Origin of the sequence: Rhizobium sp. M10, from assembly GCF_002531955.1 — a bacterium.
Classification (GTDB): domain Bacteria; phylum Pseudomonadota; class Alphaproteobacteria; order Rhizobiales; family Rhizobiaceae; genus Rhizobium; species Rhizobium etli_C.
In genome coordinates, this window is record NZ_NWTA01000002.1 from 682,975 (window position 1) to 699,674 (window position 16,700).

Below are 16,700 nucleotides of genomic sequence, written 5' to 3' on the forward strand. Positions count from 1 at the left end.
TTCCTGTCTTTCGTCGGTTCGGAAGTCTTTTCACAAGGTTATATGCCACGTCCGGGCGCCTTGGGAAAGACCGGAGCCGAGTCACGTTTTTTCGGAGCATACATGATTTCGTCAGCAGGGAGAAGGTGAAGGCTTCTGTTGCCAGGTGCCTTCGGACCCCGCCTAGAGGTGCGAACCACTAGGACTTTGATTGAAGTGTCACACCGCGATTAAGCAGCGAGACGAGCTTCCGCATAGTTGTCGTTTGCAACTACAATTTTAGCCCGATAACGGCGGTACAATGCCGAGCAAAAAGTCGATCTTTACACCCTTGTCGATCCTGTTTCGCCCCCATCAAAAGCCGGCCTTCCTTGCCGCCGGTTTTTGGTGGAGGCGCCGGGTACCGCCCCCGGGTCCAATAGGTTTATTACACCGCTCATTTATTGCCATAGCCGGCCCGAAAGCCGGCAGGGCTGATATAGTGATTTCCTTCGCCCAAGGAAAGGGCAAACGTCACAAAAGCTTTATCTCCGGCAGCAGAAAGAACGGGAAAATGCCCGCCGGCGATTGGTTTCCTGAAGGCGAAGGCTTAAATTGGAGAAAACGGAATCAGCGCGACATGCAGCAATATCTCGATCTCCTGAAGCATGTGATGGAAAAAGGCTCCGACCGGGGCGACCGCACCGGCACCGGCACCCGCTCGATCTTCGGCTACCAGATGCGCTTCGACCTCGAAGAAGGATTTCCCGTCCTCACCACGAAGAAGCTGCATCTGCGCTCGATCATCCACGAGCTTTTGTGGTTCCTGAAGGGCGAAACGAATATCCGCTATCTCAAGGAGAACGGCGTCTCGATCTGGGATGAGTGGGCCGACGAGAACGGCGACCTCGGGCCGGTCTATGGCGCCCAATGGCGCTCCTGGCCGGCACCGGATGGCGGCCATATCGACCAGATCGCCAATCTCGTCAAAGGCATCGTCAACAATCCGAATTCGCGCCGCCACATCGTCTCGGCCTGGAATCCGGCGGAAGTGGACAATATGGCGCTGCCGCCCTGCCATTGTCTGTTCCAATTTTATGTCGCCGACGGCAAGCTTTCCTGCCAGCTCTACCAGCGCTCCGCCGACATCTTCCTCGGTGTGCCGTTCAACATCGCCTCCTATGCGCTTTTGACGATGATGGTGGCTGAGGTGACCGGGCTAAAACCCGGCGATTTCGTCCACACGCTCGGCGACGCCCATCTCTACCACAACCATTTCGACCAGGCGAAGCTGCAGTTGACGCGCCGGCCGAAGCCGCTGCCCTTCATGCGCATCAATCCTGAGGTGAAGGACATTTTCGGCTTCACCTTCGATGATTTCGAGCTGATCGGCTACGAGGCCGATGCCAGCATCAAGGCGCCGATCGCCGTCTGATAAAACAGTCAGCGTTTTATTTTCCTATTAGCTACATTCGACTTGAATGCGGTCCCCACGTAATATAACCAGACTGCATAAGTGGGCTGCAACCAAAGATTGCATTCAATGAGAATCAAAAGAAAACGGGTAAAAATGCCGTCAGCAACATCGATTGTTGCTCGCAGTTATCCGGACAATGTCATTGGCATTGAGAACCGATTGCCATGGCACCTTCGCACTGATCTCCAGATTTTTAAGAAAAGGACCTCTGGCCATGCCATTATAATGGGTCGGAAGACCTTTGAGTCACTTGGAAATCGGCCGCTGCCAAATCGAACAAATATCATACTGTCGCGCTCTGAAATTCTTTCCAATTCACCCGATATTAGGTGGGCTAGAGACGTTGAGACAGCTTTGCTATTTGCCGATGTAAGTTCAATAACAGCTGGAAAACTTGAGTTTTTTGTTATTGGCGGCGAGCAGATCTACAAGATTTTTGAACGTTATATAAATCAGGTTTTTCTGACTGAAGTCTTCTGCGGCCATATTAATGGGGACGCTAAGTTTGAGACGAATTTTGAGAAGGACACGGTCGGCTCAAAATCCGAATGGAAGCGGGGCGCTGAAGATGATTATCCTAAGAGTGAACATGATCAATTTCCATTTCGCATAACCCGTTACGAGAGGCGAAAGCCTGAACATAGGTTTAAGTCTAAAGAAGAGTTTATGGGGCGGGAGCCAGATTTCGATAAATACTTTGAGTTGTATGAAAGGAAAGTTGCGGATTCCGACCGGGAGGGAGTGCAGTACGAGTTCTTCCCGGTAGATACCGACATCAAATCTTGAACGCCGTCGTGCCTGAAAACGAACTATTTTCCAATTAAATTGACCAAGTTTCTCACGCTACGTTGAAAGCCGGTGCGGCGATACCTATAACGGTCACCAACGCATCCGCCGGTCAGCCCCCACGGTCCAGGATGCGGGGAAGACTTTAACGAACAACGAGGTTTTGATGCCCTGGAGCAATCAGAATGGCGGCGGCGGCCCTTGGGGCGGCGGCGGTAACAATCAGGGACCATGGGGTCAGGGGCCGAACCGACCACGCGGCAGCGGCGGCAAGGGCGGACCGCCCGATCTGGAAGATATTATCCGGCGCGGCCAGGATCAGCTGCGCAACATCGTTCCCGGCGGTTTCAACGGCGGCGTGGCGGTGATCGTTTTGGCGATCGTCGCCGTCTTCTGGCTGATCCAGTGCGTCTACACCGTCCAGCCGGACGAACGCGGCGTCGAGCTGCGCTTCGGCAAGCCGCGGGAAACGGTGTCGATGCCGGGTCTGCATTTCCATTTCTGGCCGATGGATACGGTCGAGATCGTCAAGGTCACCGAGCAGCTGCTGAATGTCGGCGGCACGCAGGGCAGCAGCAACACGGCCGGCGGGCTGATGCTGTCGGGCGATCAGAACATCCTCAATGTCCGGTTCAACGTTCTCTATCAGATCAGCGATGCGCGCGCCTATCTCTTCAACGTCGAAAGCCCGGCGCAGACGCTGCAGCAGGTTTCCGAAAGCGCGATGCGCGAAGTGGTCGGCCGCCGTCCGGCGCAGGATGCGTTCCGCGACCGGCGCCTGGAGATCGCCAGCGAAGTCGCCAATATCATCCAGGATACGATGTCGCGTTACAGTTCCGGCATTTCGATCAACAAGGTGACGATCGAGGACGTGGCGCCGCCGCGTGAAGTGGCCGATGCCTTCCAGGAAGTGCAGCGCGCCGACCAGGACAAGCAGCGCCTGGTGGAAGAAGCCAATCAGTACGCCAACCAGAAGCTCGGTCAGGCACGCGGTGATGGTGCCCGCATCCGCGAAGATGCAGCCGCCTACAAGGACCGCGTCGTCAAGGAAGCGGAGGGCGAAGCGCAGCGCTTCATCGCCATCGACGAACAATATTCGAAGGCGCCCGACGTCACCCGCAAGCGGTTGTTCCTGGAAACGATGGAACAGGTGCTGAAGAATTCCAGGAAGGTCATCATCGAAGAGAAGCAGGGGGTCGTACCCTATCTGCCGCTCAACGAGATCTCCAGACCGTCGCAGCAGGGAGGTTGAGCCATGACTTCGAACAGGCTTCCCGTCATTCTCGTCATCCTCGCAGTCGTGCTGGTCGGGCTTTATTCATCGGTTTACGTGGTCAATGCCCGTGAACAGGCGATTGTCGTACGCTTCGGTGAGATCCAGTCGGTCAAGACCGAGCCCGGCATCTATTTCAAGCTGCCGTTCAGCTTCATGGACGCGGACCGCGTTCAGCTCGTCGAAAAGCAGAAGCTGCGTCTCGACCTCGACAATATCCAGGTGCAGGTCAAGGGCGGTGCGACCTTCGACGTCGACGCCTTCGTGATCTATTCGATCAACGATGCCCGCCGCTTCCGCGAGACCGTCTCCGGCGATCGCGATGCGGCCGAAGCGCGGCTGCGCACCCGCCTCGATTCGGCATTGCGCCGCGTCTACGGTCTGCGGGAATTCGATGCCGCACTTTCCGACGAGCGCGTGTCGATGATGCTCGAGGTGCGCGACGATCTGCGTCCGGATGCCGAGCTTCTCGGACTGAACATCGAGGACGTGCGCATCCGCCGCACCGATCTGACGGCCGATGTGGCGCCGAACACCTATAACCGCATGCGCTCCGAGCGTCTGGCCGAGGCCGAACTCCTGCGCGCCCAGGGCACGGAAGACGGCCTGCGCCGCCGGGCGATCGCCGACCGCCAGGTGGTCGAGATCACCGCGGATGCCCAGCGCGATGCGGAAATCCTGCGCGGTCAGGGCGATGCCGAACGCAACCGCGTGTTCGCCGACGCCTTTTCCAGGAACCCCGCCTTCTTCGAGTTCTATCGTTCGATGGCGGCCTATTCCTCGGCGCTTTCCTCGCAGGACACGACGCTGGTGCTGTCGCCGAATTCGGAATTCTTCCGTTATTTCGACAACGCCGCCGGCGCTATGCAGCCGCAGACAACGCCAGGAGCGCCGGCTGCCGCCGTTCCCGGCGCGGCTGCGCCCGCAGCCCCCGCCCAGCCGGCGAACTGACGCCGCGCGCGCTATCGCACAAATGGAAGGGCCGGCCCGCGCCGGCCCTTTTTTCATGCGCTGATTGAGACAATCGGGTTTTTGCGAGGAGGTGTCAGATTGCACGGGGATTTCGCGAAAAGGTGATTTCGCCCTCCATCATTCCGCCTTATGCTGATGCTCAATGTGCGCATTTACCGCTTATGAGGAAGCTTGATGGCCCCCACGATTGGCTCGCCCTTCAGACGAACGCTCGCGCTTATGGCCGGCGCCGCAATTCTGGCGCAAGCCGGCATGAGCGGGATTGCTTTTGCGCAAACCACGCCTGAAACAGCAGCACCCGGGGTTGCCGCGCCTGTTCCGGCTGCTCCCGCGCCGACGTCACCCGCGGCACCGCAGCAGGTCCCGCCCCTTCAGGGCGTCGTGCCGAACAGCGGACCGGCTTCCGTCGCCGATCTCGCCGAGGGGTTGCTCGATGCGGTCGTCAACATCTCGACCTCTCAGAATGTGAAGGATGACGAGGGGGTCGGTCCGGCGCCGCGCGCCCCCGACGGATCGCCATTCCAGGAATTCTTCAACGACTTCTTCAACAAGCAGCAGGGCGGCAAAGGCCCCAACCACAATGTCAGCTCGCTCGGCTCCGGCTTCGTCATCGACCCGACCGGTTATATCGTCACCAACAATCACGTGATCGAGGGCGCCGACGACATCGAAGTCAATTTCGCCAATGGCTCGAAGCTCAAGGCGAAGCTGATCGGCACGGACACGAAGACCGATCTTTCGGTGCTGAAGGTCGAGCCGAAGACACCGCTGAAGGCGGTAAAATTCGGCGATTCCAGCGAGATGCGCATCGGCGATTGGGTGATGGCGATCGGCAATCCGTTCGGCTTCGGCGGCTCGGTGACGGTCGGCATCATTTCCGGGCGTGGCCGCAACATCAATGCCGGCCCGTACGACAATTTCATCCAGACGGATGCGGCGATCAACAAGGGCAATTCCGGCGGCCCGCTCTTCAACATGAAGGGCGAGGTGATCGGCATCAACACGGCAATCATCTCGCCGAGCGGCGGCTCGATCGGTATCGGCTTCTCCGTGCCATCTGAACTGGCTTCCGGCGTTGTCGAGCAGTTGCGCGAATATGGCGAGACGCGGCGCGGCTGGCTCGGCGTGCGCATTCAACCGGTGACCGACGATATCGCCGACAGCCTCGGCCTCGACACGGCCAAGGGTGCACTGGTCGCCGGCGTCATCAAGGGCGGCCCCGTCGACGACGGCTCCATCAAGGCGGGCGACGTGATTCTGAAATTCGACGGCAAGACGGTCAATGAAATGCGCGATCTGCCGCGTGTCGTGGCGGAAAGCACGGTCGGCAAGGAAGTCGATGTCGTGGTGCTGCGCGACGGCAAGGAGCAGACCGTCAAGGTGAAGCTTGGCCGCCTCGAAGACAGCGATCAGGCGGCATCCGGCGGCGCGGCCCCTGATGGCTCGCAGGACGGCGTGATCACCCCTGATCCCGACGAGAACGACGACATGGACCAGCCGGATACCGGCGATCAGGTCCAGCCCGTCCCGGGCGCGCCGGCGCCGGACCAGCACCAGGGCCAGGGATCGCCGGATGCGGCAACACCCAAGAACGTGCTCGGATTGTCGCTGTCGCTGTTGAGCCCCGAGACACGCACGGCTTTCGGCATTGCCGAGAGCGTCGACGGCGTCGTGGTGACGGAGGTGGCGCCCGGTTCCGCCTCGGCCGAAAAGGGGCTGAAGCCAGGGGACGTGATCGTCGAGGTGGCGCAGGAATTCATGAAGTCGCCGGACGCAGTCGCGGCCAAGGTGAAATCGCTGAAACAGGAAGGCCGCCGCAACGCCCAGCTGATGATCGCATCGGCAAACGGTGATCTTCGGTTCGTGGCAGTGCCGATGGAGTAAAGGGTTAACGGCGGTGATGAACGAGCCGCCGAGGTCTCCCATTCTCCCTCATTCCTGTGCTCGTCACAGGAATCCAGCCACCGAGCGTCTGCGCGGTGAATGACTCCATACAACCTTGAAGAAAGTCTTCTGCGCCCAAGGACTTGGGCGCGCTGGATTCCTGTGACGAGCACAGGAATGAGGGGGAAGAGGGCGTGCCGTGTGGCACTCCCCTCTGTCTCCCGGGCATCTCCCCCACAAGGGGGAGATCGGATATGGCCTGCGCCTCCTACCTATCTGCCGTTTCACCGTGCTGGACCTTAATTGTTTGGGGAAGCCGGTGCACCCAGCCGATCTCCCCACCTGTGGGGGAGATGCCCGGCAGGGCAGAGGGGGCGGCCACGGCACACAGGTGAAGGCGCAGAGTGTGTGCCGTGTCGGCTTTAACCCATCACAAAATCCGTCTTCCGATAGCCCTGGATATAGAGCAGCGCGGTCAGGTCGGCGTGGTTGATGCGCATCTGCGCCTGGGCGGCGACCGTGGGTTTGGCGTGGAGGGCGACGCCGGAGCCGGCGAGCTGCAGCATGCCGAGATCGTTGGCGCCATCGCCGACGGCGATCGCCTCCTTCGGCGAAATGCCGAGACGTGCCGAAATTTCGTTCAACGCATCGACTTTGGCCTGCTTGCCGAGGATCGGTTCGGCGACGAAGCCGGAGAGGATGCCGCCATCGTCCAGCAAGGTGTTGGCGCGGTTCTCGTCGAAGCCGAGCGTGGCGGCGATGGGGCCTGTAAAGACGGTGAAGCCGCCGGAGACGAGGGCGGTGTAATGGCCTTTCGACTTCATGGTGGCGATCAGTTCCTGGCCGCCCGGGGTGAGCGTGATACGCCGGGCGATGACCTCGTCGACAACCGAGATCGGCAGGCCTTTCAGCAGAGCGACACGCTCACGCAACGCGGGCTCGAAGGCGATCTCGCCGTTCATGGCGCGGGCGGTGATGGCGGCGACCTTCTCCTTCAGGCCGACTTCGGCAGCGAGTTCGTCGATGCATTCCTGGCCGATCATCGTCGAATCCATGTCGGCGATCAGCAGCTTCTTGCGGCGGGTCTCCTGCTCCTGGATGACGAGGTCGATCGGCGCGCCAGCGATCACGGCGAGGATATTGGCCTCGGCCGCCTGCCCATCCGTACCGTCACGCAACGCGATGTCGCAGGCGACGCCGTCGGCCAGCCAGTAGAGACCGGAGGCCTCTACGGCCTCGGCCGCCTGTTCGGCGATAGCAGGGGTCAGGACAGGATTTGACGGATTGGCAACAAGCGTGGCAACGAGGGCCATGATGGAAAACCTTCTGAGCGTAGAGAACGCGATCCTGATAACCGGGCCGACCGCCAGCGGCAAGTCCGCGCTCGCCGTCGAATTGGCCAAGCGCTATGGCGGCGCGGTCGTCAATGCCGACAGCATGCAGGTCTACGACACCTTGCGGGTGCTGACCGCGCGCCCGTCGGAAGACGAGATGCAAGGGGTGCCGCATCATCTCTACGGCCACGTGCCGGCAGGGGCCGCCTATTCCACCGGCGCCTGGCTGCGCGACGTCTCGGCGCTGCTGCCGGCATTGAAAGCCGCCGGGCAACTGCCGGTCTTCGTCGGCGGCACCGGGCTCTATTTCAAGGCACTGACCGGTGGCCTTTCCGACATGCCCGCGATACCCGAGGCGCTTCGGGGGAAACTCAGGATGCGGCTGCTGGAGGAAGGGCCGGAGGGGCTCTATGCCGAACTTGACGCAATCGACCCTGCCATGTCGGCAAGCCTCAACCGCCAGGATGGGCAGCGCATCGTCCGGGCGCTGGAGGTGATCCAGGCGACGGGACGGTCGATCGCCGATTTTCAGGGGCGGTCCGGGCCAGTTCTGATCGACGCCGAGAAGGCACGAAAGATCGTCATGCTGCCGGACCGGGCGATACTGCATGCCCGCATCAACGGCCGTTTCGAAAAGATGCTGCAGCAGGGCGCTGAAGACGAGGTGAGGGCGCTGCTTGCCCTCGGCCTGCCCGCCGAGGCGCCTGTCATGAAGGCGATCGGGGTGTCGCAGATCGCGGCGATGCTGAAGGGGGAGATGAGGCGCGAGGAGGTGCTGGAGAAGGGGGCTGCGGCGACACGGCAATACGCCAAGCGGCAGATGACCTGGTTCCGCAATCAGATGGACGAGAGCTGGGAGCGGCTGGCCCTATAGTGCGCAAGTCCGGGCTTGCCCTTCAACTGCGGTTACGCGCTGCGCACCTGCAGCAGTTTGGCGAGTTCGCCCACCGCCGCCTGCAGTTGCTCCTGCGGAAAGCCGCCGAAACCCAGCATCAGGCCGGGGCGTCCCGGCTGCGCGCCATACATGGGGGAGATCGCCCGCACTGCGAGGCCGGCCGAAAGGGCGCGCGCCGCCAGCCGCACGTCGTCGGCTTCCTCAGGCAGCCATAGAAGGATGTGCATGCCCTGATCGCTCGGCTGAACATGACACCCTTTCGGCAGAACCCGCTCGAGCGCCGCGAGCAGAGCAGTGCGGCGTTCGGCATACAGACCCCGAATGCGCCTGATATGCGCCTCGAAATAGCCTTCCCTGATATAGGCGGCCAGAACGTGCTGTTCTGATATCGGCGAATGCCGGTCAAGAATGGCGCGTGCGCCGGCGAAGGCTTCTGCGAGGGGTGCTGGGGCGATGACGTAACCGAGACGCAACGACGGAAAGAGCACCTTGCTGAAAGTGCCGAGATAGATGACGCGCGACGGACGCAGCCCCTGCATGGAGGGAAAAGGGTGTCCGGCATAACGCAGTTCGCTGTCGTAGTCGTCCTCCACGATCCAGGCTCGGTTCTGGTCGGCCCAGGCGATCAGAGCGTTGCGCCGCGCCATGCTGAGCGGCATGCCGACCGGATATTGGTGTGAAGGCGTGACGAATGCGGCGCGCGCTTCCGGGCAGAGTTCGAGGCCGCGCTCCACATTCATCCCTTGTGCGTCGACCGGGATTCGATGCGTCCGAACGCCGAGATCGTCGAGCACTGCCGTCAGGCCGGGGTAAGCGGGATCCTCGGCCCATACCGGGTCGTCACGCGACAGAAGAACCCGGCCAGCCATGTAGAGGCCTTGCTGGGTGCCTGACGTAACGATGACCTGCTCGGGTTCGCAATGAACGGCCCGCGCGCGGCGGACGTGGTCGGCGATGGCGATGCGCAGCTCGAGCACACCCATCGGATCGTGGTAGCCCGAGGGTGCGGCCTGTCTTGAGGCGCGCATTCGATTGCCGACACGTCGCCAATTGTCGTCGGGCGCAATGCCGGACGCAGGCACCGCGATGGCGAAGGGAACGGGCGGGTGAGGGGTCAGCGCACGGGCGATCGATATCAGCCGGGCAGCTGGGGCAGGCAGGTCCATCGCCTCTGCGGACGCCGGCGCGGGCGGTGGCGGCGGAAGTGCCGGCGCCATGTCCGTCAGGGCGGCGGCAACACGGGTTCCCGCGCCCACTCTCGCCTCGAGATAACCTTCGGCGGTCAACTGGTCGAAGGCTTCGACGACGGTGCCGCGGGCGATCTTCAACGAGGCCGCAAGGCTGCGCGTCGAAGGAAGGCGCTCGCCAGGCCTCAGTTCGCCGCAGGCAATAGCGTGCCGCAGGGCCTGTGCAAGCCGGCGGCCGACATGGGCCGTTCTGTCGATCCCGTGGAGAGACGGAATTTCGATGGTGGCCCGCCGCTTCGACATTGCAAAATGGTCCATGAAGATTCTTGAAAATGGCGCTTCATGATGAACCAATTTCAGAAGAGAAGGAAGGCCTCAGCGATTTCTGGAAAGCGGACATGCAGGATCTTCTCGTCGTCTATATCGCCTATATCGTCGCAGCCGGAAGCCCGGGGCCAAGCAACATGGCGATCATGAATGTCGCGATGAGCCAGGGGCGCCGACCGGCCCTGGCGCTTGCCGCCGGCGTGATAACGATGTCGACATGCTGGGGACTGATTGCCGTCACCGGCATTTCGACCCTGCTGGTAGGCTATGCTCATGCCCTGTTATTCCTCAAGATCGCGGGCGGGCTTTACCTTCTCTGGCTCGCCTGGAGGGCGGCTCGCTCGGCCGCCGCCGCGGATGCGCCGGCAGGCGAGCCAGCCCGGCCGTCGACGGACTTCGGCGTACTCTACCGCCGTGGGATCCTGATGCATCTCGGAAACCCCAAAGCGGTTCTGGCCTGGGTCGCGATCATGTCGCTCGGCCTCAAACCGGGCGCTTCGCCCGAGATGGCGATGACGGCTTTCGGCGGCTGTGTGCTGCTCGGGATATCGATATTCGCCGGTTATGCCCTGCTGTTCTCGACAGCGCCGATGGTGCGCGGCTATGCCAGGGCGCGCCGCTGGATCGAGGCAGGCCTCGCCGTGTTCTTCGCGGGCGCCGGATCGCGCCTGCTGTTCTCAAACTGACGCTTTTGCAGGATCACATCATGTCTTCGGCTTCTCCCTTTCACGGCCTTTCGGCCTTTCCGGCAACGCCCGCGAATATCGATGGCCGTGTCGACACCGAAGCCCTCGGCCGCGTTCTGGAACGCTTGTGCGAGGCGGGTGTCGCCTCTGTCGGGCTTCTCGGCAGCACCGGGATCTATGCTTACCTCGCGCGCGAGGAGCGGTTGCGCGCCGTCAAGGCCGCGGCCGAATGCGTCGCCGGCCGTATTCCTCTCATTGTCGGGGCCGGGACTCTCAGAACGGACCACGCCGTGGGTCTTGCCAGGGATGCCGAGGCGGCCGGTGCGGATGCTCTTCTGCTGGCGCCGGTCTCCTATACGCCGCTGACGCAGGAAGAAGCCTATGAGCATTTCCTGGCGGTCGCGAAGGCAACGAAGCTGCCGGTCTGCATCTACAACAATCCCGGCACGACCCATTTCACCTTCAGCCGGGAGCTTCTCCAGCGCCTCTCCGAAATCGAAACGATCAGGGCGGTGAAGATGCCGCTGCCTGTTGACGGCGATTTGCCAGGGGAACTTGCGGCCTTGCGGGAGAAGACCGATCTCGCGATCGGTTACAGTGGCGATTGGGGCGCGGCCGATGCGCTGCTTTCCGGCGCAGACGCCTGGTACAGCGTCATCGGTGGTTTGCTGCCGCGCACGGCTCTCGGCCTGACCAAGGCCGCCATGGCCGGCGACGTCGATGGGGCACGCCGGCTCGATAAGCTCTTCGAGCCGCTATGGCAAACCTTCAAGGCATTCGGAAGCATCCGCGTGGTCTATATGCTGCTCGAACATCTCTCACTCGCCCGGGCGGAGCTTCCGCGACCGCTCCTGCCGCTGAAATCAGCGGATCGCCAGCGTGTGCTCGAGATCGTCGAGCCGCTGATCGCGCTGGAGGGCGGGCGGAAGACTTAATGCATGTCGCCCGGACGTGTGCAGCGGTTTCGGGACAACGACATACCTAAAAACAAAGAGCGAAAGCGCGTTGCGTGAATCAAATTTGATGCGACGCGCTTTAGTCCTTGTTGTAAAGGCTGCTCAACGGCTTTTTCAGAATGCTTTCGCGCAGCGACGAGCCGGGTTCCCGGCGGGTGATGGCCGGCTGGTCGGTCGGCGGTGCAGGTCGCGGAAAGATCGGTTCCTCGCGGCGCATCTCGCGGCGCAGCGCATCGAGCCGCGGATCGACGGATGAAGGTGCGGCCGGGTCCAGCCCCGGCGTCTGCGGCAGCAGTTCGCGCCGGTAGGATTCGAGGGGCGCCGAAACCGGCGGTGGCGAGGCCGGTGGAGGCGGTGCGTAGGGCTTGGCCTCGAGAACCTCGTCGGCGTCATTCTCCTCGTCGGAACGTGCCGTCGATGCGCCGAAGCTCTGCTGGAAATTCGAAATATCAGGCCCGACCGTCACCGCCCGCATGCGGGTGACGATCTTGCGCAGATCGACCGTATCCGGATCTTCCTCGCTATGCTTGCTGTTGGCGCTCGCAGCCTTCGGCAGCAGATTTTCGTCGACGCGGGAAAAGCGCATGCGCATCGGCACGCTGATCGCCTCGCCGAAGGCGATCGCCTCGCCGTTGCCGATCGAGGAGATGAAGCTCGTCGTCGAGATCGACGAGTTCGGGATCGCCGAGCGGATGATTTCCTGGTCGCGGTCATTGGCCAGGCGCATGGCAAACAGCGTCGAGCACTGCGACAGGATCGTCTGGTCGAGCTCGCCCGGCCGCTGGGTGATGATCCCAAGCGAGACGCCGTATTTTCGGCCTTCCTTGGCGATGCGGGCGATTGCCTGGCGCGTCGGCACGAAGCCGAGGCTGGGATCGGAGGGGATATAGCGGTGGGCTTCCTCGCAGACGACGAGCATGTGGATGGCGCCGTCACTCCAGAGTGCCACCTCGAAGGCCATGCGGCAGAGCACGGAGGCGACCGAATTGACCACTTCGGAAGGAATGCCGGCAAGCTGGAAGGTGCAGATCGGTCGGTTGTCGCCCGGAATGCGGAAGATCTGCGCGATGGTGTCGGTGATCGTGTCGCTGATCGTGTTGTTGGAAAACATGAAGTGATAGCGCGGATCGTTGATTGCGGCGATGAGGCGCATCTTCAGCGACCGCAGGCCGGGTTTTTCGGCGCGGCCCTCGAGGCGGCCGATGCGCTCGTCGATCAGCGCCAAGAGATCGGCCATGCGGTAGGGAACCGGCGTATCGGCGGTGATCGAGCTCTTTTCCGTCGTCCGGCGCACCAGCGAGTTGTCGCTGCCGCGGAAGGCGCGCTTTGCCTCCGGCATGATATCGCGCAGCATATCGAGTTCTTCGGGCACCGGCGGGCGGCCGCGAAAGACGACTTCGGCGAATTCCTCGAGCCGCATCAGCCAGAAAGGCAGGTCGAGCGTATCGGTATCGATGGTGACGGCGTGCTTGGGAAAGGCGGCGGCAAATTCATTGTGCGGGTCGAGGATCAGCACCCGCAGCTTCGGATCGGCCACGATCGCCTTGTGCAGCAGCAGCGATACGGCCGTCGACTTGCCGACGCCGGTCGAGCCGACGACGGCGAAATGCTTGGAGAGCATCGAGGGGATGTGGATCGCCGCATCGATGCTTTCATCCTGCGTCAGTTTTCCGATGACGGCGGTCGTGCCCGTTCCGGCATCGTAGATACGCATCAGGTCGGCGGCGCGGATGCGGTGGGCGATGGCGCCGAGATAGGGATAACGCGAGATGCCGGTCGAGAATTCCTCGCGGCCGTCCTCGTCGACGCGGACCTCGCCGAGCAGCTCGGTCTCGATCTTGAAATTATTGTCCTCGCCTTCGCCCCAGGCATGGCTGCCGGTGTTCATCTGATAGACGAGGGCGACGACGCGGTTGCGGCCGACGCTGATCGAGATCAGCCGGCCGACGGACCAGAGTTCGGTGAGATCAGTCCCGCCCTCAACGGCGACGGCGGCAATCGTCGCCCGCGAGCCGCTGCATGCAACGACGCGGCCGAGAAAGCGGTTTCCCGGCGCGAGGCCATCGCGGCGATCGTGCTCGCCTGCCTTGCCAGACATGCGCAAGTCGTTGTTGAGCAACGGGCTACTCCTACAGTAGCGTTAAAGGATAAAGTCGATCCTTTAATAAATCCTTCATCCTATCGATTTTCAGCGGCGCAGGCACGGGGCAGTTTTTTATTGCGGCATGCGTTGACGCTGCGAAATTTTCTGTCTATCACTTCCGACCATGAAAATCGCAACGGCTCTTATCGTGGTGGGAAAGCGCATGGGCAGGATGGTGTAACCATCCGGCGGTAGCCACCCATGCGCTAGATGACAGGCTCCTCCGGGGCCTTTTTTTATGCCCGAAATTCGGGCTTCCGGCCACAAACGCAATCCCAGCATCAAACGGAACAGACAGATGAGCACGGACAATCAGGCGGCAGGCAATCGGATGACGGGAGCGGAGATCGTTCTCAGGGCGCTGAAGGACAACGGCGTCGAACATATCTTCGGCTATCCCGGCGGCGCAGTCCTGCCGATCTACGACGAGATCTTCCAGCAAGAGGAGATCAAGCACATCCTCGTCCGCCACGAGCAGGGGGCCGGTCATGCGGCCGAAGGTTACGCCCGCTCTACCGGCAAGGTCGGCGTAATGCTCGTCACCTCGGGCCCGGGCGCCACCAATGCGGTCACGCCGCTGCAGGATGCGCTGATGGATTCGATCCCGCTCGTCTGTCTGACCGGTCAGGTTCCGACCCCGCTGATCGGCTCCGACGCCTTCCAGGAATGCGACACGGTCGGCATTACCCGGCCCTGCACCAAGCACAACTGGCTGGTCAAGGACGTCAACCAGCTCGCCGCCATCATTCATGAGGCCTTCCGCATCGCCCAGTCCGGCCGTCCAGGCCCCGTCGTCGTCGATATTCCGAAGGATGTGCAGTTTGCGACCGGCACCTATACGCCGCCCGCCGATTACCCGATCCAGAAGAGCTATCAGCCGAAGATCCAGGGCGACCTCAACCAGATCCATGCGGCGATCGAGCTGATGGCGAATGCGCGCCGGCCGATCATCTATTCCGGCGGCGGTGTCGTCAATTCCGGCCCTGAGGCCTCCAAGCTGCTGCGCGAGCTGGTCGAGCTCACCGATTTCCCGATCACCTCGACGCTGATGGGCCTCGGCGCCTATCCGGCCTCGGGCAAGAACTGGCTGAAGATGCTCGGCATGCACGGCTCCTACGAGGCCAACATGGCGATGCATGACTGCGACGTCATGGTCTGCATCGGCGCCCGCTTCGACGACCGCATCACCGGTCGCCTCAACGCCTTCTCGCCGAATTCGAAGAAGATCCATATCGACATCGATCCGTCCTCGATCAACAAGAATGTCCGCGTCGATATCGGCATCCGCGGCGATGTCGGCCATGTGCTGGAAGACATGGTCCGCCTGTGGCGGGCTCTGCCGAAGAAGCCGGAGAAGAATCGTCTCGAGGATTGGTGGAGCGACATCGCCCGCTGGCGGGCGCGCAACTCCTTCGCCTATACCAAGAGCAATGACGTGATCATGCCGCAATATGCGCTGGAGCGCCTCTATGCGCATACCAAGGACCGCGACACCTATATCACGACCGAGGTCGGCCAGCATCAGATGTGGGCGGCGCAGTTCTTCGGCTTCGAACAGCCGAACCGGTGGATGACCTCGGGCGGCCTCGGCACGATGGGCTACGGCCTGCCGGCGGCGCTCGGCGTCCAGATCGCCCATCCCGGCAGCCTCGTCATCGATATTGCCGGCGACGCCTCGATCCAGATGTGCATCCAGGAAATGTCGACGGCGATCCAGTATGATGCGCCGATCAAGATCTTCATCATGAACAACCAGTACATGGGCATGGTGCGCCAGTGGCAGCAGCTGCTGCACGGCAACCGCCTGTCGCACTCCTATACCGAGGCGATGCCTGATTTCGTCAAGCTGGCGGAAGCCTATGGCGCGGTCGGCCTGCGTTGCGACAAGCCGGATGAGCTCGACGACGCCATCGTCGAGATGATCGAGGTCAAGAAGCCGGTCATCTTCGATTGCCGCGTCGCCAATCTCGCCAACTGCTTCCCGATGATCCCCTCGGGCAAGGCCCATAATGAAATGCTGCTGCCCGACGAAGCCACGGATGAAGCGGTCGCCAACGCGATCGACGCCAAAGGCCGTCAGCTCGTATAACGATCAGGTAGGAACCCAGGACCATGAACGCACATCTTCAGCCCACGGGCTCTGCCTACTTCATCTCGCCGGAAACGACGGCGATCGAAAGCCATACGCTTTCGGTGCTCGTCGACAACGAGCCGGGCGTCCTTGCCCGCGTCATCGGCCTGTTCTCCGGCCGCGGCTACAATATCGAAAGCCTCACGGTTTCCGAGACCGAGCATCAGGCGCATCTTTCCCGCATCACCATCGTCACCCGCGGCACGCCGCATGTGCTGGAGCAGATCAAGGCGCAGCTCGATCGCATCGTGCCGGTCCATCGCGTCGTCGATCTGACGGTGCGCGCCCGCGAACTTGGCCAGGAACGGCCGATCGAGCGTGAAGTGGCTCTGGTCAAGGTGATCGGCGAGGGCGAGATGCGCGCCGAGACGCTTCGCCTTGCCGATGCCTTCCACGCCAAGGTGGTAGATGCGACGATCGATCACTTCATTCTGGAGATCACCGGCAAGTCCTCGAAGATCGACCAGTTCATCGCGATCATGAAACCGCTCGGCCTCATCGAAGTCTGCCGCACCGGCATCGCGGCGATGAATCGCGGCGCTCAGGGGATGTGAGGCAGAAGCTTCATCCCTTCCTCGGCGTCATCCTCGGCCTTGTGCCGAGGATCTGCTCACCTATCGAGCGGCGCAGATGCTCGGGACAAGCCCGAGCATGACGAAAGAGGAGTTGGCGGGCTTGTCAGTAATTCGGG

13 protein-coding genes and 1 other RNA gene are annotated in these 16,700 nt (G+C 61.9%); 10 read left to right on the forward strand and 4 right to left on the reverse strand.

Annotated features, from left to right (window positions below):
• Positions 1–124: 124 nt before the first annotated feature.
• Positions 125–487, reverse strand: a transfer-messenger RNA (tmRNA) gene (gene ssrA, locus CO671_RS05070).
• A gap of 111 nt (positions 488–598) precedes the next feature.
• Between ssrA and CO671_RS05075 the strand changes: the two genes are divergently transcribed.
• The 5 genes from CO671_RS05075 to CO671_RS05095 all read left to right on the forward strand — a co-directional run bounded on the left by CO671_RS05075 (position 599) and on the right by CO671_RS05095 (position 6,350).
• The gene (locus CO671_RS05075; RefSeq protein ID WP_097604995.1) at positions 599–1,393 is read left to right on the forward strand and encodes a thymidylate synthase; all 795 of its coding nucleotides are present in this window, start codon (positions 599–601) and stop codon (positions 1,391–1,393) included.
• Positions 1,394–1,501: 108 nt separating this feature from the next.
• Positions 1,502–2,221 carry a dihydrofolate reductase gene (locus tag CO671_RS05080; protein WP_097604998.1) on the forward strand — a complete coding sequence of 240 codons (720 nt, stop codon included), beginning with the start codon at positions 1,502–1,504 and terminating at the stop codon, positions 2,219–2,221.
• 166 nt (positions 2,222–2,387) lie between these two features.
• Entirely contained in the window at positions 2,388–3,473 is a 1,086-nt protein-coding gene (hflK, locus tag CO671_RS05085; protein ID WP_097605000.1) for an FtsH protease activity modulator HflK, read from the forward strand.
• Between the two features lie 3 nt (positions 3,474–3,476).
• On the forward strand, positions 3,477–4,445 hold the full coding sequence (locus CO671_RS05090; RefSeq protein WP_097605003.1) for a protease modulator HflC: 969 nt from the start codon (positions 3,477–3,479) through the stop codon (positions 4,443–4,445).
• 195 nt (positions 4,446–4,640) lie between these two features.
• Positions 4,641–6,350, forward strand: a complete 1,710-nt coding sequence (locus tag CO671_RS05095; protein ID WP_097605007.1) for a Do family serine endopeptidase — start codon at positions 4,641–4,643, stop codon at positions 6,348–6,350.
• Between the two features lie 422 nt (positions 6,351–6,772).
• Here the strand turns inward: CO671_RS05095 and serB are convergent, their stop codons facing one another.
• Positions 6,773–7,663: a phosphoserine phosphatase SerB gene (serB, locus tag CO671_RS05105; RefSeq protein WP_097605009.1), complete on the reverse strand. Its 891-nt coding sequence runs from the start codon at positions 7,661–7,663 to the stop codon at positions 6,773–6,775.
• On the opposite strand from serB, the gene miaA reads away from it, so the two are divergent.
• Positions 7,662–8,558, forward strand: coding sequence for a tRNA (adenosine(37)-N6)-dimethylallyltransferase MiaA (miaA, locus tag CO671_RS05110; RefSeq protein ID WP_170964925.1), 897 nt, complete (start codon positions 7,662–7,664; stop codon positions 8,556–8,558). The two genes, serB and miaA, sit on opposite strands and share 2 nt — an antisense overlap.
• A 32-nt stretch (positions 8,559–8,590) precedes the next feature.
• Here the strand turns inward: miaA and CO671_RS05115 are convergent, their stop codons facing one another.
• Positions 8,591–10,069, reverse strand: coding sequence for a PLP-dependent aminotransferase family protein (locus CO671_RS05115; RefSeq protein WP_210201908.1), 1,479 nt, complete (start codon positions 10,067–10,069; stop codon positions 8,591–8,593).
• Between the two features lie 95 nt (positions 10,070–10,164).
• Here CO671_RS05115 and CO671_RS05120 point away from each other — a divergent pair, with 95 nt between their 5' ends.
• Entirely contained in the window at positions 10,165–10,779 is a 615-nt protein-coding gene (locus CO671_RS05120; protein ID WP_097605081.1) for a LysE family translocator, read from the forward strand.
• A gap of 20 nt (positions 10,780–10,799) precedes the next feature.
• The gene (locus CO671_RS05125; RefSeq protein WP_097605016.1) at positions 10,800–11,714 is read left to right on the forward strand and encodes a dihydrodipicolinate synthase family protein; all 915 of its coding nucleotides are present in this window, start codon (positions 10,800–10,802) and stop codon (positions 11,712–11,714) included.
• Positions 11,715–11,814: 100 nt separating this feature from the next.
• Here CO671_RS05125 and CO671_RS05130 read toward each other — a convergent pair whose 3' ends face one another.
• The gene (locus CO671_RS05130) at positions 11,815–13,854 is read right to left on the reverse strand and encodes an ATP-binding protein (protein WP_097605017.1); all 2,040 of its coding nucleotides are present in this window, start codon (positions 13,852–13,854) and stop codon (positions 11,815–11,817) included.
• Positions 13,855–14,176: 322 nt separating this feature from the next.
• Between CO671_RS05130 and CO671_RS05135 the strand changes: the two genes are divergently transcribed.
• Together CO671_RS05135 and ilvN are read left to right on the forward strand one after the other, a co-directional pair.
• Positions 14,177–15,967 (forward strand): acetolactate synthase 3 large subunit, encoded by a 1,791-nt coding sequence (locus CO671_RS05135; protein ID WP_097605018.1) that lies wholly within the window; start codon positions 14,177–14,179, stop codon positions 15,965–15,967.
• A 23-nt stretch (positions 15,968–15,990) separates the two neighbouring features.
• The gene (gene ilvN / locus CO671_RS05140) at positions 15,991–16,563 is read left to right on the forward strand and encodes an acetolactate synthase small subunit (RefSeq protein ID WP_010034065.1); all 573 of its coding nucleotides are present in this window, start codon (positions 15,991–15,993) and stop codon (positions 16,561–16,563) included.
• The last annotated feature ends 137 nt before the right edge of the window (positions 16,564–16,700 follow it).